The 21286-nt window shown below is 59.4% G+C and carries 23 protein-coding genes, 1 tRNA gene and 1 pseudogene; 15 read left to right on the forward strand and 10 right to left on the reverse strand.

Translation table 11 applies throughout. The features are described from left to right. Nucleotides 1-459, reverse strand: a complete 459-nt coding sequence (locus IB254_RS22190; protein WP_008034905.1) for a tripartite tricarboxylate transporter TctB family protein — start codon at nt 457-459, stop codon at nt 1-3. A gap of 58 nt (nt 460-517) precedes the next feature. Next, entirely contained in the window at nt 518-1495 is a 978-nt protein-coding gene (locus IB254_RS22195) for a Bug family tripartite tricarboxylate transporter substrate binding protein (RefSeq protein WP_008034907.1), read from the reverse strand. A 390-nt stretch (nt 1496-1885) separates the two neighbouring features. Here IB254_RS22195 and IB254_RS22200 point away from each other — a divergent pair, with 390 nt between their 5' ends. Further along, nucleotides 1886-2557 (forward strand): response regulator, encoded by a 672-nt coding sequence (locus IB254_RS22200; RefSeq protein ID WP_008034908.1) that lies wholly within the window; start codon nt 1886-1888, stop codon nt 2555-2557. Further along, nucleotides 2550-3938, forward strand: a complete 1389-nt coding sequence (locus IB254_RS22205; RefSeq protein WP_192419465.1) for a sensor histidine kinase — start codon at nt 2550-2552, stop codon at nt 3936-3938. Before IB254_RS22200 ends, IB254_RS22205 begins: the two co-directional genes overlap by 8 nt. Before the next feature lie 102 nt (nt 3939-4040). Here IB254_RS22205 and IB254_RS22210 read toward each other — a convergent pair whose 3' ends face one another. Together IB254_RS22210 and IB254_RS22215 are read right to left on the reverse strand one after the other, a co-directional pair. Beyond that, nucleotides 4041-4862 (reverse strand): HDOD domain-containing protein, encoded by an 822-nt coding sequence (locus tag IB254_RS22210; RefSeq protein WP_008036012.1) that lies wholly within the window; start codon nt 4860-4862, stop codon nt 4041-4043. A gap of 35 nt (nt 4863-4897) precedes the next feature. Next, complete coding sequence (locus IB254_RS22215) at nt 4898-5839, reverse strand: YgfZ/GcvT domain-containing protein (RefSeq protein ID WP_192419467.1); 942 nt, start codon at nt 5837-5839, stop codon at nt 4898-4900. A 150-nt stretch (nt 5840-5989) separates the two neighbouring features. Here IB254_RS22215 and IB254_RS22220 point away from each other — a divergent pair, with 150 nt between their 5' ends. Both IB254_RS22220 and IB254_RS22225 read left to right on the forward strand, forming a co-directional pair. Beyond that, a complete protein-coding gene (locus tag IB254_RS22220; protein WP_007944081.1) occupies nt 5990-6244 on the forward strand; it encodes a succinate dehydrogenase assembly factor 2 in 255 nt (84 codons plus the stop codon). Continuing rightward, on the forward strand, nt 6228-6680 hold the full coding sequence (locus tag IB254_RS22225) for a protein YgfX (protein ID WP_192419469.1): 453 nt from the start codon (nt 6228-6230) through the stop codon (nt 6678-6680). The genes IB254_RS22220 and IB254_RS22225 overlap by 17 nt, the downstream gene beginning before the upstream one ends. Here the strand turns inward: IB254_RS22225 and nadB are convergent. Then, nucleotides 6649-8265, reverse strand: a complete 1617-nt coding sequence (gene nadB / locus IB254_RS22230; protein WP_008034915.1) for an L-aspartate oxidase — start codon at nt 8263-8265, stop codon at nt 6649-6651. The genes IB254_RS22225 and nadB overlap by 32 nt on opposite strands. A 558-nt stretch (nt 8266-8823) precedes the next feature. On the opposite strand from nadB, the gene rpoE reads away from it, so the two are divergent. The 4 genes from rpoE to IB254_RS22250 all read left to right on the forward strand — a co-directional run bounded on the left by rpoE (nt 8824) and on the right by IB254_RS22250 (nt 12600). Then, complete coding sequence (rpoE, locus tag IB254_RS22235; RefSeq protein WP_007944079.1) at nt 8824-9405, forward strand: RNA polymerase sigma factor RpoE; 582 nt, start codon at nt 8824-8826, stop codon at nt 9403-9405. Between the two features lie 30 nt (nt 9406-9435). Continuing rightward, nucleotides 9436-10023: a sigma-E factor negative regulatory protein gene (locus IB254_RS22240; RefSeq protein WP_008034916.1), complete on the forward strand. Its 588-nt coding sequence runs from the start codon at nt 9436-9438 to the stop codon at nt 10021-10023. Nucleotides 10024-10031: 8 nt separating this feature from the next. Then, nucleotides 10032-10988 carry a MucB/RseB C-terminal domain-containing protein gene (locus tag IB254_RS22245; protein WP_192419471.1) on the forward strand — a complete coding sequence of 319 codons (957 nt, stop codon included), beginning with the start codon at nt 10032-10034 and terminating at the stop codon, nt 10986-10988. 181 nt (nt 10989-11169) lie between these two features. Further along, complete coding sequence (locus IB254_RS22250; RefSeq protein ID WP_008034918.1) at nt 11170-12600, forward strand: DegQ family serine endoprotease; 1431 nt, start codon at nt 11170-11172, stop codon at nt 12598-12600. Between the two features lie 66 nt (nt 12601-12666). Here the strand turns inward: IB254_RS22250 and IB254_RS22255 are convergent, their stop codons facing one another. Further along, nucleotides 12667-14100, reverse strand: a complete 1434-nt coding sequence (locus IB254_RS22255) for a M48 family metalloprotease (RefSeq protein WP_008034920.1) — start codon at nt 14098-14100, stop codon at nt 12667-12669. Nucleotides 14101-14198: 98 nt separating this feature from the next. Here IB254_RS22255 and IB254_RS22260 point away from each other — a divergent pair, with 98 nt between their 5' ends. Further along, nucleotides 14199-14438: a sulfurtransferase TusA family protein gene (locus tag IB254_RS22260; RefSeq protein WP_008034921.1), complete on the forward strand. Its 240-nt coding sequence runs from the start codon at nt 14199-14201 to the stop codon at nt 14436-14438. Between the two features lie 31 nt (nt 14439-14469). Further along, nucleotides 14470-15540: an AI-2E family transporter gene (locus IB254_RS22265; protein ID WP_008034923.1), complete on the forward strand. Its 1071-nt coding sequence runs from the start codon at nt 14470-14472 to the stop codon at nt 15538-15540. Nucleotides 15541-15677: 137 nt separating this feature from the next. On the opposite strand, the gene IB254_RS22270 is transcribed toward IB254_RS22265, so the two are convergent. Together IB254_RS22270 and IB254_RS22275 are read right to left on the reverse strand one after the other, a co-directional pair. Beyond that, nucleotides 15678-16151, reverse strand: a complete 474-nt coding sequence (locus tag IB254_RS22270; RefSeq protein ID WP_028621874.1) for a peroxiredoxin — start codon at nt 16149-16151, stop codon at nt 15678-15680. Nucleotides 16152-16161: 10 nt separating this feature from the next. After that, nucleotides 16162-16722 (reverse strand): glycine cleavage system protein R, encoded by a 561-nt coding sequence (locus tag IB254_RS22275; protein WP_008034925.1) that lies wholly within the window; start codon nt 16720-16722, stop codon nt 16162-16164. Between the two features lie 329 nt (nt 16723-17051). Here IB254_RS22275 and dapA point away from each other — a divergent pair, with 329 nt between their 5' ends. From dapA to IB254_RS22300, 5 genes are all read left to right on the forward strand, one after another. Further along, on the forward strand, nt 17052-17930 hold the full coding sequence (gene dapA, locus IB254_RS22280; RefSeq protein WP_008034926.1) for a 4-hydroxy-tetrahydrodipicolinate synthase: 879 nt from the start codon (nt 17052-17054) through the stop codon (nt 17928-17930). Nucleotides 17931-17947: 17 nt separating this feature from the next. After that, the gene (bamC, locus tag IB254_RS22285) at nt 17948-19063 is read left to right on the forward strand and encodes an outer membrane protein assembly factor BamC (protein ID WP_008034927.1); all 1116 of its coding nucleotides are present in this window, start codon (nt 17948-17950) and stop codon (nt 19061-19063) included. Between the two features lie 4 nt (nt 19064-19067). After that, a complete protein-coding gene (locus IB254_RS22290; RefSeq protein WP_008034928.1) occupies nt 19068-19826 on the forward strand; it encodes an MBL fold metallo-hydrolase in 759 nt (252 codons plus the stop codon). Nucleotides 19827-19854: 28 nt separating this feature from the next. Further along, the gene (gene purC, locus IB254_RS22295; RefSeq protein WP_008034929.1) at nt 19855-20568 is read left to right on the forward strand and encodes a phosphoribosylaminoimidazolesuccinocarboxamide synthase; all 714 of its coding nucleotides are present in this window, start codon (nt 19855-19857) and stop codon (nt 20566-20568) included. Between the two features lie 84 nt (nt 20569-20652). Continuing rightward, nucleotides 20653-20742, forward strand: a tRNA-Ser gene (locus IB254_RS22300). A gap of 98 nt (nt 20743-20840) precedes the next feature. On the opposite strand, the pseudogene IB254_RS22305 reads toward IB254_RS22300, so the two are convergent. Next, nucleotides 20841-20951, reverse strand: a pseudogene (locus tag IB254_RS22305) (DUF3077 domain-containing protein); the annotation flags it as partial. 48 nt (nt 20952-20999) lie between these two features. Continuing rightward, on the reverse strand, nt 21000-21206 hold the full coding sequence (locus IB254_RS22310; RefSeq protein ID WP_008036137.1) for a hypothetical protein: 207 nt from the start codon (nt 21204-21206) through the stop codon (nt 21000-21002). Between the last annotated feature and the right edge of the window lie 80 nt (nt 21207-21286).

The raw sequence follows: 21286 nt of genomic DNA on the forward strand, positions 1-21286 counted from the left end.
TCAGTTCTCCAGAACGTCGAGCAGGCCCAGAGGCAGCGGCACGTCCATCACTTTGTCGAACAGCAGGTACAGACCGATGCTCATCAGGCTGATGATCACTGCGCTTGGCAACCAGCGTCCGCCATACAGGCGCGCCATCGGAATGCCGATCAAAATGCTGCTGAGGATGAAACCCAACGGTTCGAACAGGCCGGCGAACACCAGCAGCAACACCACGCAGCGGCCGATCTTGTGGAGGGTTTCACGGTCCAGCGGCGGGTCTTCTTCGGAGTGTTTGATCGGGGACGGGCGAAACACCATGTAAATCAGGCCCATTCCCATCAGCCCCAGCATCAGCAAGGGGAAGGCGCGAGGGCCGATCGGTTCGTAGGAAAAAGGCGCCTGGTAGGGCCAGGCCATCAGCACCAGGCTGGCACAGGCCAGCAGCAGCACCGATGCGAAAATGCGTTGTACGAGCATGGGGAACTCCTGTGCCGCGACCCCGCCGTGCGGGGTCGCAGCCGCTAGACAGAGGCGATCACTGAATCAGGCCGAACTCTTTGGCCAGCACTTTGTAGTCCGCGACCTGCTTCTTCACGTAGGTGTCCAGCTCCGGGCCGGTCATGGCGAACGGAAAGAGTTCACGCTGATCGCGCAACTTGGCGAAATCATCGGAAGCCAGCAGTTTGTCGAAGGAGTCTTTCCACCAGGCGTAGTCTTCATCGCTGACTTTTGGCCCGAGGTAGAAACCGCGAACCACTGGCCAGACGATGTCGTAGCCTTGCTCTTTGGCGGTCGGAATGTCTTTCATTTCCGGCTCGTCCAGGCGCTTCTCGGAGAACACCGCCAGCAGGCGCATGTCGCCGCTCTGGATGTGCGGCATGGAGTCGGAGATGTCGGTGCTGCCGACCTGGATGTGGCCGCCGAGCAGCGCGGTGGCGATTTCGCCGCCACCTTCGAGGGCGACGTAACGCAGATCGCGCGGGTTGATCCCGGCGGCCTTGGCGATCAACGCGGTTTGCATCCAGTCCTGGCTGCCGACGGTGCCGCCGGAACCGATCACCACTTTGCTTGGATCTTTCTTCAGCGCCTGAACGAGATCGTCGAGGGTCTTGTAAGGGGAATCGCTTTTCACCGCGATGGCGCCGTAGCTGGTGCCGACCGCTGCCAGCCAGCGCACGTTGGTTTCATCGAAGCGACCGAACTTGCCCTGGGCCAGGTTCAGCAACGAGCCGCTGGACCACGCCACGAGCGTGCCGGCGTCGGCCGGACGCTGAGCGACCACCGCGTTGTACGCCACTGCGCCGACACCGCCGGGCATGTAGGTCACGCGCATCGGTTTGCTCAACAGTTTTTCGTTCATCAGCGCGCTTTGCGCCAGTTTGCAGGTCAGGTCGAAACCGCCGCCGGGCGAGGCCGGGGCGATGCATTCCGGGCGTTTGGGCTCGGCCATCAGTTGGCCGGCAAACAGCATGCAGCTGGCGGCGAGGGCGAAACGGCGCAGTGATCGATTCATTGTTGTCTCCACGGGAGTTGTTGTTTTTGGGGATGTTTCAGGTGCGGCAGTTTCGCGTCGCGCAGCCGTTGATGGCGCTGACAAACGTAAACGACGGGAATTGAAAAAAGAGATGAGGCGGGCAAACCTGGGGCTGTGTGGACAGCATGGCGAAGTACCTCGTTATTGTTCTTATTGGCGAAAACGCATCGAGGCGTTTTTCGGGAGCTACATTTCAAAGCACGATCGATGGCTTTCAGTCGAAACCATCCGTGGGCCGACTCTAACGGTCGAACCTTTCACTAACCTTTCAGCGGACTTTCACGGTTTTCGGGCTTCACAGCGGCGGATGCGGCTGTAAACTCCGCGCCAAAGAATGGCGTCGAACATCCCTGAATGAGGTAAAGATCCATGCGTGTTCTGCTCGTCGAAGACCATCTGCAACTCGCCGACAGTGTCGCCCAGGCGCTCAAGAGCACCGGGTTGACCGTGGATGTGCTGCACGACGGCGTGGCCGCCGACCTGGCGCTGAGCAGCGAGGAATACGCCATGGCGATCCTCGATGTCGGCCTGCCGCGCATGGATGGCTTCGAGGTGCTGGCGCGCTTGCGGGCCCGTGGCAAGAACCTGCCGGTGCTGATGCTGACCGCCCGCAGCGACGTCAAGGATCGCGTGCATGGCTTGAACCTCGGCGCTGACGATTACCTGGCCAAACCCTTCGAACTGACCGAGCTCGAAGCGCGGGTCAAAGCTTTGCTGCGTCGCAGTGTGCTCGGCGGCGAACGTCAGCAGACCTGCGGCGTGCTGGCTTACGATCTGGACACCCGACGCTTCACCCTCGGCGACGAATTGCTGACCCTGACCTCCCGCGAGCAGGCGGTGCTCGAAGCGCTGATCGCGCGTCCCGGTCGGGTGATGAGCAAGGAACAACTGGCCGCCCAGGTGTTTGGTCTCGACGAAGAAGCCAGCCCCGACGCCATCGAAATCTACGTCCACCGCTTGCGCAAGAAACTCGACGGCCAACCGGTCGCCATCGTGACGTTCCGCGGCCTCGGCTACTTGCTGGAAAGCCGCGATGCATAAGCCCAGCAGCCTGCGCTGGCGGTTGCTGTGGAACCTCGCGCTGTTGCTGGTGGTGTTGATGCTGGCCAGTGGATTGAGCGCGTACTGGAATGGTCGCGAAGCCGCCGACACCGCGTATGACCGGACCTTGCTGGCTTCGGCGCGAACCATCGCCGCCGGGGTGTCCCAGCGTGACGGAACGCTCAGTGCCGATGTGCCTTACGTGGCGCTGGATACGTTTGCCTACGACAGTGCCGGGCGAATTTTTTACCTGGTCAACGACATTCACCAGAACCTGATTTCCGGCTACGAAAACCTTCCCGCTCCACCGCCGGGAACGCCGCGCACCGATGACTATCCGGCGCTTGCCCGTTTCTACAACGCGACGTATCGGGGGCAGAACGTGCGGGTGGTCAGCCTGCTCAAACCCGTGAGCGAACCGAACATGAACGGCATGGCGGAAATTCGCGTGGCGGAAACCGACGAGGCACGCGTCAGCATGGCCCGTAGCCTGGCGGCAGACACGTTGTTGCGGCTGGGCATGCTGGCGGTCGGCGCGTTGCTGATGGTGTGGTTTGCGGTGAGTGCGGCGTTGCGTCCATTGGAACGCTTGCGCACGGCGGTGGAAGAGCGCCAGTCCGATGACTTGCGACCGCTGCCGCTGGTGGAGGTGCAGCGAGAATTGTGGCCGTTGGTGCGTGCGCTCAATCACTTTACCGAGCGCCTGCGCGGGCAGTTCGAACGTCAGGCGCAGTTCATTGCCGATGCTGCGCATGAACTGCGCACGCCACTGGCGGCGCTCAAGGCGCGACTTGAACTCGGTCTGCGTTCGGGCGAGCCCGAAACCTGGCGCGACACGCTGGAAACGGCAGCGCAAGGCACGGATCGTTTGACCCATCTGGCCAACCAATTGCTGTCGCTGGCGCGTGTCGAAAACGGTGCCCGGGCGATCGCCGAGGGCGGTGCACAATTACTCGATCTGAGTCAGCTGGCCCGGGAACTGGGCATGGCGATGGCGCCGCTGGCCCATGCCCGCGGTGTGGCGCTGGCGCTGGAGGCAGACGAACCGGTGTGGCTGCGCGGTGAGCCGACGTTGCTGAACGAACTGTTGAGCAATCTGGTGGACAACGCGCTGGCCCATACGCCGCCTGGCGGCAATGTGATCCTGCGGGTCTCGGCGCCGGCGGTGCTGGAGGTTGAAGATGATGGGCCGGGGATTCCGCTGGAAGAGCGTGACCGGGTGTTTGAGCGCTTCTATCGGCGCAACCAGCAGGTGGCCGGGTCGGGGTTGGGGTTGGCGATTGTCGGCGAGATCTGCCGCGCGCATCTGGCACAGATCAGCCTGCACGATGGCGAGCAGGCGGGGTTGAAGGTGCGGGTGAGTTTTATCGCGGGAGAGTGATGGTGTTCGTACTGGCCTCTTCGCGGGCAAGCCTTGCTCCTACAAGATCGATGATGACCTGTAGGAGCGAGCGGGCGGCGATCCGACTTGCCCGCGAAGCTCTTAATAAAACATCGACCGCGATTCTTCCAGATCCCTGCACATCGACTCATTCTCCGGGTCGATTCCCAGCTTCTTGAAGGCCGGCACGCCAAGCGGATCGATACGGGCGATGGGGTGGTCGGTGTCCTTGTGGCAATACAAACTGGCCACTTGCACCAGATCCACATAGTCGACGCGCTCGGACTCGCGCTTGAAGTCCAGATACAGCCCCGGCAGCTGTACCAGCATTTCCGGAAACTCCCAGACCCTGAGCAGTTTGTCGCCGAGTAGCGGGTGAATGTGGTCGATCACATGGTTCAGGCTGACCGGGTCCGACAGCAGCTCGTAGTGGTCTTCGGCGTAGGTCAGGATCGGCAGTACACCAATCTGATGCACCAGTCCGCCCAGCGCCGCCTGATCGGGCTTGAGCTGCGTATAACTTCGGCACAGCGCATAGCTGACCCCGGCGATTTCCAGGCTTTTGCGCCAGACATCGCGCATCTTTTTCTCCACCACGTCAGAGCGCGCATGGAAAATCTGCTCCATGACCAGACCGATGGCCAGGTTGCTGCTGTAATTGACGCCCAGGCGCGTAATTGCCGTGTGCAAGTCAGTGACTTCCTGGGTCGCGCGCAGCAGCGGGCTATTGACCACTTTGATCAGACGCGCCGACAGCGCCGTATCACGGCCAATCACTTTACTCAGGGTGCTGACACTTATTTCCGGGTCTTCAGCGGCCTTGCGAATCTGCAGGGCCACTTCCGGTAACGTTGGCAGAACCAGGTCATCGTTATCGATGGCCTCAACCAAATCCTGTTGGACCTTATCCGCCAAATCGCTCATTTCTTTTCTCTAGGGTGTTGCAACAGGTACTGCTGTTAACGCTGGATTTCGCGATCGCGATCCAATTCATAAGGCAAGTCAAGCAGATGCAGGGCCGGCCCTTCGAGCGCGCCCAGATGGATCTCGCCACCTTCCGCTGCTTCGGCTTGCAAGACGGCCAGGAGTTCAATGTTTTGTCCGGCGTGTGCGGCAATCACCACTTCGCCAATGGAACTGCCGTGTGTCGGGGAAAACAAGGGGGTGCCGGGTTCAGGCAATGCACTGGCGTCCAGCTTCAGACGATACAAGCGGCGCTTGAGTTTGCCCAGGTACTGCATCCGCGCAACGATTTCCTGGCCGGTGTAGCAACCTTTCTTGAAACTCACGCCGCCGACGGCCTGCAGATTGAGCATCTGCGGAATGAACAATTCGCGTGTGCCCGGCATCACCTGGCCGATCCCTGCGCGGACCTGGCCCAGCAGCCATTGATTGAGATCGCCCTCGGTCAGCAATGCAGATAACCGGCCCTTGATGACGTCGGCCTGATCGGCGGCAACCCAGAGTTCGGCGCGATCCGGTGAAACGCGAATGGCGATCAGCCCGTCATTGCGCGCCACGCTGTCGGTGTCCGCCGGCAGTTCGAGACCCAGCGCGATCAGGGCGGCATCGCCATGGTCAACGCCGAAGCGGACCCAGGCAGCGCTTTCATCGGTCAATTTCGATTTGGAGAACACCGCGTACTTCTTCAAGTCCGCCAGTTGCGGCTCCAGCAGTTCGGTGGCCATGGCCATGAGCACGCCATCACCTTGCAGCAGAATGCGGAAGCTCGATTGCATCCGGCCCTTCTGTGTGCAGCGCGCGCCGAGGCTGGCCTGGGTGTCGCTCAGGTAATTGAGGTTGCAGGTCAGTTGGCCTTGCAGAAATTTGCTGGCATCCGCGCCGCGGACCGCGAGAACGCCTTCATGAGACAGGGTGCAGAAAAAAGCAGAATCGGCCATGGGAGATCGCAGGGTAAAAGAGTCTGGGGGACATCATAAGGGGGCGCCCATGAAATGGGTAGTTCACAAAAGGTCGACAGTGCCCGACCAAAGCCGACTGTTCGATGGTGTCCGGGGCTGTATACTTGCCGCCTATTTGAGGAGCGCTCCATGGTCGAAGATGTTGAACTGAATCGCCTCTATTGGCACAGCCGCCGCGGCATGCTTGAACTTGACGTGTTGCTGGTGCCGTTCGTGAAAGAGGTCTACCCGCACCTCAATGATGTCGACCGCGATTGCTACCGCAAGCTGCTCGAATGCGAAGATCAGGACATGTTCGGCTGGTTCATGGAACGCGCCGAGTCGGAAGATCCGGAGCTGCAGCGCATGGTTCGCATGATCCTGGATCGTGTCCAGCCCAAGTAATGCGTTCGAATGCCGCTGGCATGCCTCACGGCAGTTGCTGGCGGCGTATCTGTTGGCCCAGCTGTTCGCGCTGGGTGCGTTGTTTCTGCTTGCCATACCGGTCTGGGCCAGCTTGCTCGGCGCTTTTTGCTGCCTGGCTCATGGCGTTTGGGCATTGCCACGCCAGATTTTACTGACACACCCACAGGCGTTTCGCGGCTTGCGTCGCGATGCGGATGGCTGGCAGTTGTGGAATCAGGTGGCGGGTTGGCAGGCGGTTCAGCTACGGCCGGACAGCCTCGCGCTGCCGCTGGTCGTCGTCCTGCGTTTTCGCCTGCAGGGCGAGCGGCGGGTCCGGGCGATCTGTGTGCCCAGGGATTCGCAGGCGGCGGATGTGCACCGACGCCTGCGGGTTCGGCTCACGTTCAGTCGGCGTAGGTGGGCGGCACCAGAATAGTGTCCAGTGCCTCCGGCAGCAGGTTCGGGTAGTCGAGGGTGTAATGCAGGCCGCGACTTTCCTTGCGTTCCATGGCTGACTGAATCATCAGTTCCGCCACTTGGGCCAGGTTACGCAGCTCGATCAAGTCCCGGCTGACCTTGTAGTTACTGTAGAACTCGTCGATTTCGTCCAGCAACAGCCGCACGCGGTGCTGCGCACGTTGCAGGCGCTTGTTGGTGCGCACGATGCCGACGTAGTCCCACATGAATCGCCGCAGTTCATCCCAGTTGTGCGCAATGATCACGTCTTCATCCGAGTCGGTGACCTGGCTGGCATCCCAGACGGGCAGGGCGACCGGAATCGAAACCTGCGGCAGTTGCTCAAGAATGTCTTCTGCCGCCGAGCGTGCGTAAACGAAACATTCCAGCAGCGAGTTGCTGGCCATGCGGTTGGCGCCGTGCAGGCCGGTGAAGCTGGTTTCGCCAATTGCATACAGCCCCGGTACGTCGGTGCGGCCCTGCTGATCGACCATCACGCCGCCGCAGGTGTAGTGCGCCGCGGGAACCACCGGAATCGGTTGCTTGGTGATGTCGATGGAAAACTCCAGGCAACGCTCGTACACCGTCGGGAAGTGCGTCTTGATGAACGCTTCCGGCTTGTGACTGATGTCCAGATAAACGCAATCGACACCCAGGCGCTTCATCTCATGGTCGATGGCCCGGGCGACGATGTCTCGTGGCGCCAGTTCGGCGCGCGGGTCGAAACGCTGCATGAAGCGTTCGCCATTGGGTAGCTTCAGGTGCGCACCTTCGCCGCGCAGGGCTTCGGTGATCAGGAAACTCTTGGCTTGCGGGTGATACAGGCACGTCGGGTGAAACTGGTTGAACTCCAGGTTCGCCACCCGGCAGCCCGAGCGCCAGGCCATGGCGATGCCATCACCGCAGGCGCCGTCGGGGTTGCTGGTATAGAGGTAGACCTTGGCGGCGCCACCGGACGCGAGGATCACAAAGCGTGCGCCGTAGGTGTCGACTTCCCCGGTGCCGCGGTTAAGCACGTAGGCGCCGAGGCAGCGGTCGCCTTCAAGGCCCAGGCGTTTCTCGGTGATCAGATCGACGGCGACCCGCTGTTCCAGCAACTCGATGTTGGGCCGTTGTCTGGCTTTGTCGAGCAGGGTTCTGAAAATCGCTGCGCCGGTGGCATCGGCGGCGTGAATGATGCGCCGATGGCTGTGACCGCCTTCGCGGGTCAGGTGGAACTCGAAACCACCATCTTCGGTGCCGGATTGTTCATCGCGGGTGAACGGCACGCCTTGATCGATCAGCCATTGGATGGCCTCCTTGCTGTGCTCGACGGTGAAGCGCACGGCGTCTTCGTGGCACAGGCCGCCGCCGGCATTCAGGGTGTCATCGACATGGGATTCAACGGTATCGGTGTCATCCAGCACGGCAGCGACACCGCCCTGGGCCCAGAAGGTCGAGCCATTGGCGAGGTCGCCTTTGCTCAGTACGGCAATGCGCAAATGATCGGGCAAGGTCAGCGCAAGGCTCAAACCGGCAGCACCGCTGCCAATCACCAGAACATCGTGTTGAAACTGTTGGCTCATTTCAGGATTCCGCTCAAAGCGACCCGGGTCGGGGTTGGCGCATGACTCCCGCAACGGCGAGTCAAGGCGGCCACACAGCGCACTAGTATATAGAGGGGGGGAGCGGCACAATAGCCGAGGTCACATGGCATTGTGAAACTACTGTGACGGAAAAGACTTGACGCTTCGTCGGATGATTTTTCGACCGGTTCGGCGACAAGAAGACTGTATCGTCGATTTAACAGTCTTTTTCCATTCACGGTTGCACAATGTCGCTCTTGCGCAGCTATAAATATTTGGAACTTTTGCCAAAGGCCCAAGATCAATAGACCGTTGCCTGAATCAAGGGACAGTGTCGGCTTCAATGCAGGATTGCGGTTTGATCCTTGCCGGCGAATCCGATGACAAGATTATTCGCGCAGCCGGGTTATGCCGAGCTGCGCTTTTCGTGCGTGCCAAATCAGAGCCCGCAGGAAACTTGCTTGGAGGGGGAGAACTTTTGCGAAAAGCCCGAGTCTATGTTTGCAAGTCTGGTCGTTTAGTTATGCAAGCTTCCTCCGAGCTTATCGAGGAGAGTTCATGCTAACCCAGGAAGAGGATCAGCAGCTGGTCGAACGCGTTCAGCGCGGCGACAAGCGAGCTTTCGATCTGCTAGTGCTGAAATATCAGCACAAAATTCTCGGGTTGATCGTGCGTTTCGTGCACGACACCCATGAAGCCCAGGATGTGGCACAAGAAGCCTTTATCAAGGCGTACCGTGCGCTTGGAAATTTTCGCGGGGACAGCGCGTTTTACACGTGGCTTTACCGCATCGCCATCAACACGGCGAAAAACTATCTGGTTTCACGCGGCCGTCGGCCGCCGGATAGCGATGTCAGTTCCGAAGATGCAGAGTTCTACGATGGCGATCATGGCCTCAAGGATCTCGAGTCGCCTGAGCGTGCATTGCTGCGGGATGAGATCGAAGGCACCGTCCATCGAACCATTCAGCAACTGCCGGAAGATTTGCGTACGGCTTTAACTTTACGTGAGTTTGATGGTCTGAGTTACGAGGACATTGCGGCAGTCATGCAGTGTCCGGTGGGTACCGTGCGCTCCCGGATTTTCCGCGCTCGGGAGGCCATCGATAAAGCCCTGCAGCCGTTGTTGCAGGAAAACTGAGACAGCGGCGACAGCCAAGAGAGGAACGCCATGAGTCGTGAAGCCCTGCAGGAATCGCTGTCCGCAGTGATGGATAACGAAGCGGACGAACTGGAATTGCGTCGGGTATTGAATGCCTTTGACGATGTTGAAACCCGTGAAACATGGGCTCGTTATCAAATCGCTCGGGCAGTGATGCACAAGGATCTGCTGCTTCCACGTCTGGACATTGCAGCGGCCGTTTCTGCTGCGCTGGCTGATGAAGCCGTACCGGCGAAAGTCTCCCGTGGTCCATGGCGCAGCCTGGGTCGCCTCGCTGTAGCCGCTTCGGTCACCGTCGCCGTGTTGGCAGGTGTTCGTCTGTACAACCAGGACGAGATCGCGGGTGTCGAGTTGGCTCAGCACTCCACTCAACCGGGTCTGGCCGTTCCTCAGGTCAAGGGTCCAGCTGTTTTGGCAGGCTATAATGAGAGCTCGGAAGCCACTGGTCCTATGGCCAACGGCGTATTGCAGGCTCAGCCGGGCTGGCACGATCAGCGTTTGCCAGGCTACTTGCGCCAACATGCTCAACAGGCTGCACTGAAAGGTACTGAGAGCGCTCTGCCTTACGCTCGTGCAGCGAGCCTGGAAAACCGTTAAGGAGGATCATGCGCGCCATACCTCTACTTTCGCTTCTGCTTAGTGGCTGGTTCATTGTTCCAGCCCATGCCGATGAGGCACAAGACTGGTTGACCCGTCTTGGCCAGGCCGAGCAGCAGCAAAGCTTTCACGGTACTTTTGTCTACGAGCGAAACGGTAGTTTTTCCACCCACAACATCTGGCACCGCGTCCAGGATGGCAAGGTCCATGAGCGTTTACTCCAGCTCGACGGCCAGGCTCAGGAAGTTGTGCGCATTGATGGGCATACTCAATGCGTCAGCGGCCTTCTGATTGCAGGGCTTGGGGATTCCCCCAACTCCGCTGCTCGTACACTCGATCCACAGAAGCTCAAGAATTGGTACGACCTTGCCGTCATCGGCAAGTCGCGTGTGGCCGGACGTGCGGCAGTCATCGTTACCCTGACGCCTCGCGATCAACATCGCTACGGTTTTGAATTGCATCTGGATAAAGAAACCGGCCTGCCGCTCAAATCATTGCTTCTGAATGAGAAAGGGCAGTTGCTGGAGCGGTTCCAGTTCACGCAGCTGGATACCTCCGATTTGCCCTCCGACGACGATTTGCGGGCAGGTCCGGATTGCAAAGCCATCACCCTCGACAGCGACAAGGCTTCGGCAGTCAAGGCTGCCCAGACCTGGCATTCGGACTGGTTGCCTGCCGGCTTTGAGCTGACCAGCAGTACTTCACGCAAGGATCCCGCGACAAAAACCCAGGTCAGCAGTCTGATGTATGACGATGGTCTCGCACGTTTTTCAGTGTTCCTTGAGCCGCTCAATGGTGCTCCCGTCACCGATACCCGCACTCAGTTGGGCCCAACCGTCGCTGTATCCCGGCGCTTGACCACCCCTCAAGGCGAGATGATGGTCACCGTTGTCGGTGAAATTCCGGTAGGTACCGCTGAACGGATTGCGCTGTCGATGCGCTCCGATGCCACTGCAACCCAGTAGTGAGCTGAAACCGAAATGTTTGGTGAGCATTTCAATTTGCAAATATCCCCGAAATTTTTTATAGGTCAGAGCCCCTCGGCTCTGGCCTTGTTTGTTGTTCCCGGAACAAAAATACCGGCGTATCGTTCCCGGTGTTCCTTGCTCCATATCGCTTAACCATGCTCGTCGTAACGGGAGCCGTATGTCGATACCACGCTTGAAGTCTTACCTCTCCATATTTGCCACCGTGCTGGTGCTCGGTCAGGCGGTCGCTGTACAAGCGGCCGAGTTGCCTGACTTCACGCAGCTGGTCGAGCAGGCCTCGCCCGCGGTGGTAAACATCAGTACCACGCAGAAACTGCCGGACCGCAAAGTGTCGAGCCAGCAGATGCCAGACCTTGAAGGCTTGCCGCCGATGTTGCGCGAGTTCTTCGAGCGCGGCATGCCGCCACAACCGCGTACGCCGCGCGGTGATCGCCAGCGCGAAGCCCAGTCGTTGGGGTCGGGTTTCATCATCTCGTCTGACGGCTACATCCTGACCAACAACCACGTGATCGCCGATGCTGACGAAATTCTCGTCCGTCTCGCTGACCGTAGTGAGCTGAAAGCCAAACTGGTCGGCACCGATCCACGCTCCGACGTGGCGCTGCTGAAAATCGAAGGCAAGGATCTGCCGGTCCTGAAACTGGGTAAATCCCAGGACCTGAAGGCTGGCCAGTGGGTCGTGGCCATCGGCTCGCCATTCGGTTTCGACCACACTGTGACCCAAGGCATCGTCAGTGCCATCGGTCGCAGTCTGCCGAACGAAAACTATGTGCCGTTCATCCAGACCGACGTGCCGATCAACCCGGGTAACTCTGGTGGTCCGCTGTTCAACCTGGCGGGCGAAGTGGTGGGGATCAACTCTCAGATCTACACCCGTTCCGGTGGTTTCATGGGCGTGTCGTTCGCAATCCCGATCGATGTGGCCATGGACGTTTCCAACCAGCTGAAAAGCGGCGGCAAGGTCAGCCGTGGATGGTTGGGCGTCGTGATTCAGGAAGTGAGCAAGGATCTGGCCGAGTCGTTCGGTCTTGATAAACCGGCCGGTGCACTGGTGGCGCAGATCCAGGATGACGGTCCGGCTGCCAAGGGTGGCCTGCAAGTGGGTGACGTGATCCTGAGCATGAACGGTCAACCGATCGTCATGTCTGCCGATCTGCCGCATCTGGTCGGTGCGCTGAAGGCTGGCGCCAAGGCAAACCTTGAAGTGATTCGTGAAGGTAAGCGCCAGAATGTCGAGCTGACCGTCGGCGCTATTCCTGAAGAGGGCAAAGAGCTGGATGCCCTGCCGAAATCGGCCACCGAGCGCAGCAGCAATCGCCTGGGTGTTTCCGTGGTCGAGCTGACCGACGAACAGAAGAAAACCTACGACCTCAAAGGTGGCGTGGTGATCAAGGAAGTTCAGGACGGTCCTGCATCCCTGATCGGCTTGCAGCCAGGCGACGTCATCACTCACCTGAACAATCAGGCGATTGGTTCCGCCAAGGAGTTCACCGATATCGCCAAGGCGCTGCCGAAGAACCGCTCGGTGTCGATGCGGGTTCTGCGTCAGAATCGCGCCAGCTTCATCACCTTCAAACTGGCTGAATAAACCGGTTGTCGGCTGAATAAAAAACCGCCTCGAAAGAGGCGGTTTTTTTATGCCTGGTGAAAAGCCTCAGCCCATCATGTCCTTGATCATGCGCTCCTGCTCCATCAGCTCCCGTTGGCGGGCGTCGATACGCGATGACAACGGGAAGTTGGTCCCTGCCTTGCGCTTGGCGAAGTCCAGTTGCTGAATGGCCTGGCGGTAGTCGCCAACCAGCGCAAAGTACTCGGCGCGCGCCTGATGCAAGCCGATGATGTTGCCTGAAAGGCCACGGGTTTCCGCCACCATGTACCAGACATCCGGATCATCGGGACGGCTTTTGAGTAGGTTCTCCAGCGCTTTTTCCGCTTCGGGCGCCCGGTTTTGCTTGAGCAGCAAATCGACACGCACCTGATTCAGTGGATAGTTGCCCGGATATTGAGTCAGCATCCGGTCCACCCGGGTTTGGGCGTCCGGCAGGCGATTGTTGGTGATATCCAGATCGATCTGCGCCAGGTTGTAGATGATCTCGTTTGGCGACTTGGCCAGCAGCAACTTGAGATTTTCCCGTGCTTCGTTCAGTTGGCCGCCCTTTATCTGGGCGATCGCCAGGCCATAACGCGCAACGTCGTTTTTCGGGTTTTCGTCCAGCTGTGCGCGGAAGCGCTTGGCGCCCAGGCCTGGGGTTTCTTCGTAAATCAGCTGGACTCGCGCACGGATCAGTTGATAACGCATGCTGTCTTCAATGCCACCGGGTTTGGCCTGCTCGGCGCGGTTGCGGGTGTCGGCGATACGCGATTCGGTCACCGGGTGAGTCAGCAGGAACTCCGGTGGCTTGGCGTCGAAGCGGTATTGGCGCGCCAATCGCTCGAACATGGTTGGCATCGAGCGTGGGTCGTAACCGGCTTTTTCAAGGTTGAGGATGCCGATGCGGTCGGCCTCTTGCTCGTTCTGGCGCGAGAAACGTCGTTGTTCCTGAATCGCTGCCGCCTGCGTGCCCGCAATGGCCGCGATCCCGGCATCACCGGCACCGGCAGCGGCAATCACGATCCCGGCCAGCAGCGCGGCCATCATCGGCACCTGCATGCGCTGTTGCGCTTCGACGCCACGGGCAAAGTGGCGCTGCGACAAGTGAGCCAGTTCGTGAGCGAGTACCGAGGCATATTCGCCTTCGGTCTGGGCATTAAGGAACAAGCCACCGTTGACCCCGACAATCCCGCCCGGCGCCGCAAAGGCGTTGAGCTGCGGGCTGTTGATCAGGATGAACTCCAGACGCCGGTCATTGACCTGGCTGGTCTCAACCAGCCGGTAGACGCTGGACTCGACATAGTCCTTGAGCTGCGGGTCATTGAGCTGGTCAACCTGACTGCGCAGCAGCGCCAGCCAGGCGCGGCCCAACTGATATTCCTGTTGTGGCGAGACGATTGCAGAACTGGCGTCACCGAGTGACGGCAGGTCGTCGGCGAAGCCCGGTGAGGCGAGCAGGCAAGCGAGCGTCAGCAGGGTAGGGCGCAAAAAAGTCATGCACAAAGCCTTAGTCGACAAAGACCTTACTGTAGCCGGACAGTACGCTTCGGACCAGATATTCTAAGCCGCTCGACCACCTGAACCGGAGTAACGCAATGACCGACGCTGTAGCCCATGACGCCGAACTGGACGCCAGCGGCCTGAATTGTCCGTTGCCGCTGCTCAAGGCCAAGATGGAACTCAACAAGATGGCCAGCGGCGCGGTACTCAAGGTGATCGCCACCGATGCGGGTTCGCAGCGCGACTTCCGCACCTTTGCCCGTTTGGCCGGTCATACGCTGCTTCGTGAAGAAGATGAAGCGGGCGTTTACCGCTACTGGCTGAAAAAAGCCTGAAAATTGCTGCGTTCGTTTCTAAGGATTATTGATGTTCAAAGTGTTACGCGACTGGATTCAGCGCTATTTCTCCGATGAAGAAGCGGTGGTGCTGGCGGTCCTGCTGTTTTTGGCGTTTACCGCCGTGCTCACCCTTGGCGGCATGCTTGCGCCGGTGCTCGCCGGGATGGTGCTGGCGTATCTGATGCAGGGATTGGTGGTGACACTTGAGCGCCTGCGGGTGCCGGGCGGGGTGGCCGTCGGAGCGGTCTTTGCCTTGTTCATGGGCGTTTTGCTGGTGTTCATTATTGTCGTGGTGCCGTTGCTCTGGCACCAGTTGATCACCTTGTTCAACGAGTTGCCCGGCATGCTCGCCAAGTGGCAATCACTGTTATTGCTGCTGCCCGAGCGCTATCCGCACCTGGTGTCCGACGAGCAGGTGTTGCAGGCCATTGAGGCGGCGCGCGGCGAGATCGGCAAATTCGGCCAATGGGCGCTGACGTTCTCGCTGTCGAGCCTGCCGTTGCTGGTCAACATCATGATTTACCTGGTGCTGGTGCCAATCCTGGTGTTCTTCTTTCTCAAGGACCGGGAAATGATCGGTCAGTGGGTTCGTGGTTATCTACCCCGTGAGCGCGCGCTGATCACCCGTGTTGCCCACGAAATGAACCGGCAGATCGCCAACTACATTCGCGGCAAGGTCATTGAGATTTTCATCTGTGGTGGCGTGACCTACATCGCGTTTGTCGTGCTGGGGCTCAACTACGCGGCACTGTTGGCGTTGCTGGTAGGCGTGTCGGTGGTGGTGCCCTATGTCGGGGCCGTGGTGGTGACCGTGCCGGTGCTGCTGATTGCGTTGTTCCAGTGGGGCTGGAGCGATCAGTTCATCTATTTGATGGCGGTCTACGGAATTATTCAGACGCTGGATGGCAATGTGCTGGTGCCGCTGCTGTTCTCGGAAGCGGTCAATCTGCATCCGGTGGCGATCATCTGCGCGGTGTTGTTGTTTGGCGGGTTGTGGGGGTTCTGGGGGGTGTTTTTTGCGATTCCGCTGGCGACGCTGTTCAAGGCGGTGCTGGATGCCTGGCCGCGTAAGGAGCCGGTGGTGGCGCCTCTGCTTTAACGGTCGAACTCTGCGGTGAGGTTTAGGGCCTCATCGCTGGCAAGCCAGCTCCTACACTGGATCGCGTCCGTCTGGACAACTCGATCAACTGTAGGAGCTGGCTTGCCAGCGAAAGCGTCCGAAAGGACGCCAATCAATCAGGCTTTATTCAATGCCTGAGCAGCAGCCAAAACAGCATCCACATGCCCCGGCACCTTCACGCCGCGCCATTCCTGACGCAGCACGCCGTCCTTGTCGATCAAAAACGTGCTGCGATCAACACCCATGTATTCCTTGCCATAAAGCTTCTTCAGCTTGATCACATCAAACAGCTGGCACAGCGCCTCTTCCTTGTCGCTGATCAGCTCGAAGGTGAACGCTTGCTTGGCCTTGAAGTTCTCGTGAGATTTCAGGCTGTCGCGGGATACGCCGAAGACTTCGGTGTTAGCCGCTTTAAAGGCATCGAGCTGATCGCGAAAGCCCTGGCCCTGGGTCGTGCAGCCAGGCGTGCTGTCCTTCGGATAGAAGTAGATCACCACTTGCTTGCCTTTAAGGCTCGCGAGGCTGACGGTCTGTCCGCTGGTGGCGGGTGCTTCGAAGTCGGCAACCGGTTGGTCGATGGCAACGGCCATGAGAGCTTCCTTACATTGGGTTTTGTGGGCGCCACGGTTCGATCAGGGCATCCAGGTTCAGCGCGTCGGCGAAATCCAGGAACTGGTCGCGCAACCAGCTGATCTGTACGCCAGCCGGCAAGGTCACGGTGAACGTGGCGTTGAGCATGGTCCCGCCGGTTTGCGGTGCCTGATAGGTGTCGCAGGTCAGGTTTTCCAGCTCGACGTTATGGTCCATGAAGAACTGGCACAGCTCGTTGATGATGTCCGAGCGGTAAGCCGAGCTGACATAGGCAACGTATGGCAGGGCCTGGGGACGGTTCTCCAGCGCCGCGCTGCGCACCACGTTGACCGTGAAGGCGTGCTTCTTGGCGAGGCTCGGCAGGCTGCCTTCCAGGCGCGCCAGGGCGTCCCAGCTACCGGAGATCTCGAGGATCAACGCACTGCACTCGCCATGACGGGTCAGGCGAGAGGTGACCACGGCGCAGCGGTTTTCATGGCTGGCGCGGCACAGGACGTTAGTCAGCTCCATGGGGTTGGCGCCGAGGGCACTGATGACAAGGAATTGTTCGCGAACTGTGGGGGTGGACATGCAGCATTCCTAAAGCGATGAGCGGTCGATACTTCTACGGGCTTTTATTGCCGGGGGCGAGCCTGCGGATGCGAATTCAGAAAACCCGAGCCGGAAGGTTGCAACGTGCTCCATTAAGGCAAGAGCGAAGGGTGGCAACGCTGGATCGGGGCTTGTGATGCCGAAAATGGAGGCTGAAACCCGGCGTACGAGCTTGTCAGTACCGATCAAAGTCTGAAGGGTAGCGAAAAGCAGCGCCAAGGGGAATGGCAGCAGCGCAGTACTTCGCTTGTACAAGCATCTTGGCGCCAGTACCATTACGGCTCTCTTTTTCCGGCAGGAGCGGTTGCATGATTGCGGGCAGTATGGTGGCACTGGTCACACCCATGGATGCACAGGGTCGTCTCGACTGGGACAGCCTGAGCAAACTGGTGGACTTTCACCTGCAAAACGGCACCCACGCCATCGTGGCGGTCGGCACGACAGGTGAATCGGCCACGCTAGACGTGAACGAACACATCGAAGTGATTCGTTACGTGGTCAAGCAGGTTGCAGGGCGCATTCCGGTGATCGCCGGTACCGGCGCCAACTCGACCCGCGAAGCCATCGAGCTGACCACCAATGCAAAGACCGCCGGCGCCGATGCTTGCCTGCTGGTGACGCCGTACTACAACAAGCCGACCCAGGAAGGCTTGTACCAGCACTTCAAGGCCATCGCCGAAGCCGTCGACATTCCGCAAATCCTGTACAACGTACCGGGCCGTACGGCGTGTGACATGCTGACCGAAACCGTGATCCGCCTGTCGACCGTGAAAAACATCATCGGTATCAAGGAAGCCACCGGCGACCTGGCCCGTGCCAAAGCGATCATCGACGGCGTGAGCGAAGACTTCGTGGTGCTTTCCGGCGACGACGCGACAGCGGTCGAGCTGATCCTGCTCGGCGGCAAAGGCAACATTTCGGTGACCGCCAACGTTGCCCCGCGCGACATGGCCGACCTGTGCAACGCTGCTCTGAAAGGCGATGCCGTCACGGCCCGCGCGATTCACGAAAAGCTGATGCCGCTCAATAAAACCCTGTTTATCGAATCCAACCCTATCCCCGTGAAATGGGCGCTGCATGAAATGGGCTTGATGCCGGACGGTATCCGTCTGCCGCTCACCTGGCTCAGCGCTGCCTGTCACGAACCGCTGCGGCAGGCCATGCGCCAGTCCGGCGTACTGGTTTAATTGAGGAAGCACTACGCATGAAGCGATTGGCCGGACTTTCCGCACTTGCCTTGATTATCTCCAGCACCAGTGGCTGTGGATGGGTCTGGGGCCCGGAAGGTTATTTCCGTGACCGTGGTAGCGATTACCTGGAAGCGCAACAGACTGCACCTATGCAATTGCCAACGGACGTCAGCACTGCCAAGCGTCTGGATCCGCTGCTGCCGATCCCGCGCAACGTGGCCGATGACACCGTCAAGGGCGAATACATCGTGCCGCGTCCTCAGCCGCTGTCCGCTGCTGCCGATGCCAGTGCCTACTCGCTGCAGAAGAGCGGTGATTCGAGATCGATCCTGGCCCAAAACCCGCCAGCCGAAGTCTGGCCAGTGGCTGTGCAGTTCTTCCAGGACAACGGTTTCCGTCTGGATGAACAGCGCCCGCAAACCGGCGAATTCACCACCACCTGGCAGCATTCCGACGAACTGTCCGCAGCGATGGCCAAGCGCCTGAGCGCAGCCGGTGTCGGCGCCGACAGCGAAACCCGCGTGCGGGTCCGTATCGAGCCAGGCGTGCAGCGCAACACCAGTGAAGTCTATGTGGTCAGCGCCGAGCGTCCTGCCGGCAGCACCGCCGATGTGGCCTTCACCAACCGTTCGGTCAACACTGGCCTGGACGCGGCGCTGGTCGACGACATGCTGGCAAGCATGAGCCGCACGTCGGAGAAGGGCGGTTCGGTCTCCATGCTGGCCTCGCGTGATTTTGATGCGCCAAGCCGTGTCAGCCTGAGCGAAGACGGCAGCGGCAACCCGGTTCTGAACGTCGGCACCGACCTGGATCGTGCCTGGTCGAGCGTCGGTCGTGCGCTGGAGCAGGGCGAATGGCGCGTTGAAGACATCAACCGCAGCCTGGGCCTGTACTACATCAACCTGGCCGAAAAAGCCGAGAAGAAAGACGAGAAGCCTGGTTTCCTCAGCGGTTTGTTTGGCAGCAAGCCGGACAAGGAAGAAGTTGAAGCCCGTGCCGAGCGTTATCAGGTTCGCCTGAGCAAGGTAGGCGATACCGTTCAGGTCACCGTCGAGAAAAACATCAACACCGTGGCGCCGGCTGACGTGGCGCGCAAAGTGTTGAGCGTGATTCAGGACAACCTGGGCTGATCACATGCGTTTTGCCGTTCTCGGCAGCGGTAGCCAAGGGAACGGCACGCTGATAGCCAGCGCTGATACGTATGTGCTGGTGGATTGTGGTTTTTCCTTGCGGGAAACCGAAAAACGCTTGCTGCGCCTGGGTGTGAACCCGGCGCAGTTGAGCGCGATACTCGTGACCCACGAACATGCCGACCACGTGCATGGCGTGGGTTTGCTGTCTCGGCGCTACAATCTGCCTGTCTACCTTAGTCGCGGCACCCTGCGCGGGATGCGCAAACCGATTGAACCGGCTGGCCTTCTGGCTGGCGGCGAGCAACTGCAGATCGGCGCACTGAGCATCGGCGTCATTGCCGTGGCCCACGATGCACAGGAGCCGACGCAATATGTGTTCAGTGACGGTGAGCGGCGCTTCGGCCTGTTGACTGACCTGGGCTCGTACTGCAACAAGGTGCTGGACGGCTATCGTGACCTCGATGCGTTGATGATCGAGGCCAACCATTGCCGTGACATGCTGGCTCGCGGTCACTACCCGTACTTTCTCAAGCAGCGGGTGGGTGGTGAACTGGGACATTTGAACAACCACCAGGCGGCATTCCTGGTGTCCGAGTTGGGCTGGCAAGGCCTGCAACACCTGGTCCTGGCCCATCTGAGCAGCAAGAACAACCTGCCGCAGCTGGCCCGGCAATGTTTTGTCGACACCCTCGGGTGCGACCCGGACTGGCTGCAACTGGCCGATCAAGATTCAGGGCTCGACTGGCGACACATCGCCTAGCCCACCTACTTAGCAAGCGGAGCCCATCATGGAAAAACGTGAAGAACTCTACCGCGGCAAAGCCAAATCGGTTTTCAAGACCGACGACGCTGACCGCTTGATCCTGCTGTTTCGTAACGACACCTCGGCGTTCGACGGCAAGCGCATCGAGCAGCTCGACCGCAAAGGCATGGTGAACAACAAGTTCAACGCCTTCATCATGCAGAAACTCGAAGCAGCCGGCGTGCCGACTCAATTCGACAAACTGCTGGGCGACAACGAATGCCTGGTGAAAAAACTCGACATGATCCCGGTCGAGTGCGTTGTGCGTAACTACGCCGCCGGCAGCCTGGTCAAGCGCCTGGGCGTCGAAGAGGGCATGAAGCTCAACCCTTACACCTTCGAACTGTTCCTGAAGGACGACGCCAAGGGCGACCCGTTCATCAACGAATCCCACGTCGTGGCGTTCGGTTGGGGCACCGCCGAGCAACTGGTTCGCATGAAAGAACTGTCGCTCAAGGTCAACGAAGTCCTGAGCAAACTGTTCGACGACGCCGGCCTGCTGCTGGTCGACTTCAAACTTGAATTCGGCGTGTTCTCCGACGGCTCCATCGTCCTGGGCGACGAGTTCAGCCCGGACGGCTGCCGTCTGTGGGACAAGGCCACCGGCAAGAAAATGGACAAGGACCGCTTCCGTCAGGGCCTCGGTGACGTCATCGAAGCCTACGAAGAAGTCGCCAATCGTCTGGGCGTACCGCTTTAATCGACGCAAGCATCTGATAGCACGGAAAAAATTTCGCTTTGGGGGTTCGCTTCCGGCAAAAGTGTTGTTATGATGCGCGCCGTTGGAGAGATGCCAGAGTGGCCGAATGGGACGGATTCGAAATCCGTTGTACCTTCACCGGTACCTAGGGTTCGAATCCCTATCTCTCCGCCATTACATAGAAAAAGCCCCGTAGCTGAATAAGCTACGGGGCTTTTTCGTTTCTGTAGATTTTTTAGTGCGTTTTTGGGGGGGGCGTCTAGAAGTAAGTACTAGGCGTCGGTATTCAGCGGTGGCCACCTCGTCAACACCTTGTGTACATCATCCACAACTGCCTTGCTCATGGCAGTCAAGTAATGCGTTACCCAGGCATGAGAGGCCGTCACGGATTATCTGGAGACGTGCGTCAAGCTCGTATTAGCCCGCCAATCTTACGGCTGTGAGTAACCCAGTTTCCTCTTGATCAGCTCGTAGACATCCCTGTGTGTGGAGTTGTGCAAGGTTTTGTCCTTGCAGGCGGATGCCAGTAATGTTTTGACCTCTTCCTTCGCATGAGGGTAAAGGCCTGCGACGTAGTCGGCTTCATGGGCTTGGGTACAGTTGAAGTGTTTGTCGTCTTTTGCTTTATCTCTAGCCATTGCAGAGGCTCCTTTTGAGTTCGCATGATTGTCGATGGTCAGGGCCTTTTCGCCCCGCACGTCGCAGAGCTTAGGGGCCA

The sequence above is a fragment of the Pseudomonas sp. PDM03 genome (assembly GCF_014852385.1).
GTDB classification, from domain to species: domain Bacteria; phylum Pseudomonadota; class Gammaproteobacteria; order Pseudomonadales; family Pseudomonadaceae; genus Aquipseudomonas; species Aquipseudomonas migulae.

What these genes read in the sequence shown, in the direction of transcription:
- IB254_RS22290 (WP_008034928.1), top strand. Translation starts at nt 19,068, where the DNA reads ATGCGTTTTGCCGTTCTCGGCAGCGGTAGCCAAGGGAACGGCACGCTG.
- IB254_RS22260 (WP_008034921.1), top strand. Translation starts at nt 14,199, where the DNA reads ATGACCGACGCTGTAGCCCATGACGCCGAACTGGACGCCAGCGGCCTG.
- IB254_RS22240 (WP_008034916.1), top strand. Translation starts at nt 9,436, where the DNA reads ATGAGTCGTGAAGCCCTGCAGGAATCGCTGTCCGCAGTGATGGATAAC.
- IB254_RS22275 (WP_008034925.1), bottom strand. Translation starts at nt 16,722, where the DNA reads ATGTCCACCCCCACAGTTCGCGAACAATTCCTTGTCATCAGTGCCCTC.
- IB254_RS22190 (WP_008034905.1), bottom strand. Translation starts at nt 459, where the DNA reads ATGCTCGTACAACGCATTTTCGCATCGGTGCTGCTGCTGGCCTGTGCC.
- dapA (WP_008034926.1), top strand. Translation starts at nt 17,052, where the DNA reads ATGATTGCGGGCAGTATGGTGGCACTGGTCACACCCATGGATGCACAG.
- rpoE (WP_007944079.1), top strand. Translation starts at nt 8,824, where the DNA reads ATGCTAACCCAGGAAGAGGATCAGCAGCTGGTCGAACGCGTTCAGCGC.
- nadB (WP_008034915.1), bottom strand. Translation starts at nt 8,265, where the DNA reads ATGAGCCAACAGTTTCAACACGATGTTCTGGTGATTGGCAGCGGTGCT.
- IB254_RS22245 (WP_192419471.1), top strand. Translation starts at nt 10,032, where the DNA reads ATGCGCGCCATACCTCTACTTTCGCTTCTGCTTAGTGGCTGGTTCATT.
- IB254_RS22205 (WP_192419465.1), top strand. Translation starts at nt 2,550, where the DNA reads ATGCATAAGCCCAGCAGCCTGCGCTGGCGGTTGCTGTGGAACCTCGCG.
- purC (WP_008034929.1), top strand. Translation starts at nt 19,855, where the DNA reads ATGGAAAAACGTGAAGAACTCTACCGCGGCAAAGCCAAATCGGTTTTC.
- IB254_RS22220 (WP_007944081.1), top strand. Translation starts at nt 5,990, where the DNA reads ATGGTCGAAGATGTTGAACTGAATCGCCTCTATTGGCACAGCCGCCGC.
- bamC (WP_008034927.1), top strand. Translation starts at nt 17,948, where the DNA reads ATGAAGCGATTGGCCGGACTTTCCGCACTTGCCTTGATTATCTCCAGC.
- IB254_RS22255 (WP_008034920.1), bottom strand. Translation starts at nt 14,100, where the DNA reads ATGACTTTTTTGCGCCCTACCCTGCTGACGCTCGCTTGCCTGCTCGCC.
- IB254_RS22215 (WP_192419467.1), bottom strand. Translation starts at nt 5,839, where the DNA reads ATGGCCGATTCTGCTTTTTTCTGCACCCTGTCTCATGAAGGCGTTCTC.
- IB254_RS22210 (WP_008036012.1), bottom strand. Translation starts at nt 4,862, where the DNA reads ATGAGCGATTTGGCGGATAAGGTCCAACAGGATTTGGTTGAGGCCATC.
- IB254_RS22270 (WP_028621874.1), bottom strand. Translation starts at nt 16,151, where the DNA reads ATGGCCGTTGCCATCGACCAACCGGTTGCCGACTTCGAAGCACCCGCC.
- IB254_RS22310 (WP_008036137.1), bottom strand. Translation starts at nt 21,206, where the DNA reads ATGGCTAGAGATAAAGCAAAAGACGACAAACACTTCAACTGTACCCAA.
- IB254_RS22265 (WP_008034923.1), top strand. Translation starts at nt 14,470, where the DNA reads ATGTTCAAAGTGTTACGCGACTGGATTCAGCGCTATTTCTCCGATGAA.
- IB254_RS22250 (WP_008034918.1), top strand. Translation starts at nt 11,170, where the DNA reads ATGTCGATACCACGCTTGAAGTCTTACCTCTCCATATTTGCCACCGTG.
- IB254_RS22195 (WP_008034907.1), bottom strand. Translation starts at nt 1,495, where the DNA reads ATGAATCGATCACTGCGCCGTTTCGCCCTCGCCGCCAGCTGCATGCTG.
- IB254_RS22200 (WP_008034908.1), top strand. Translation starts at nt 1,886, where the DNA reads ATGCGTGTTCTGCTCGTCGAAGACCATCTGCAACTCGCCGACAGTGTC.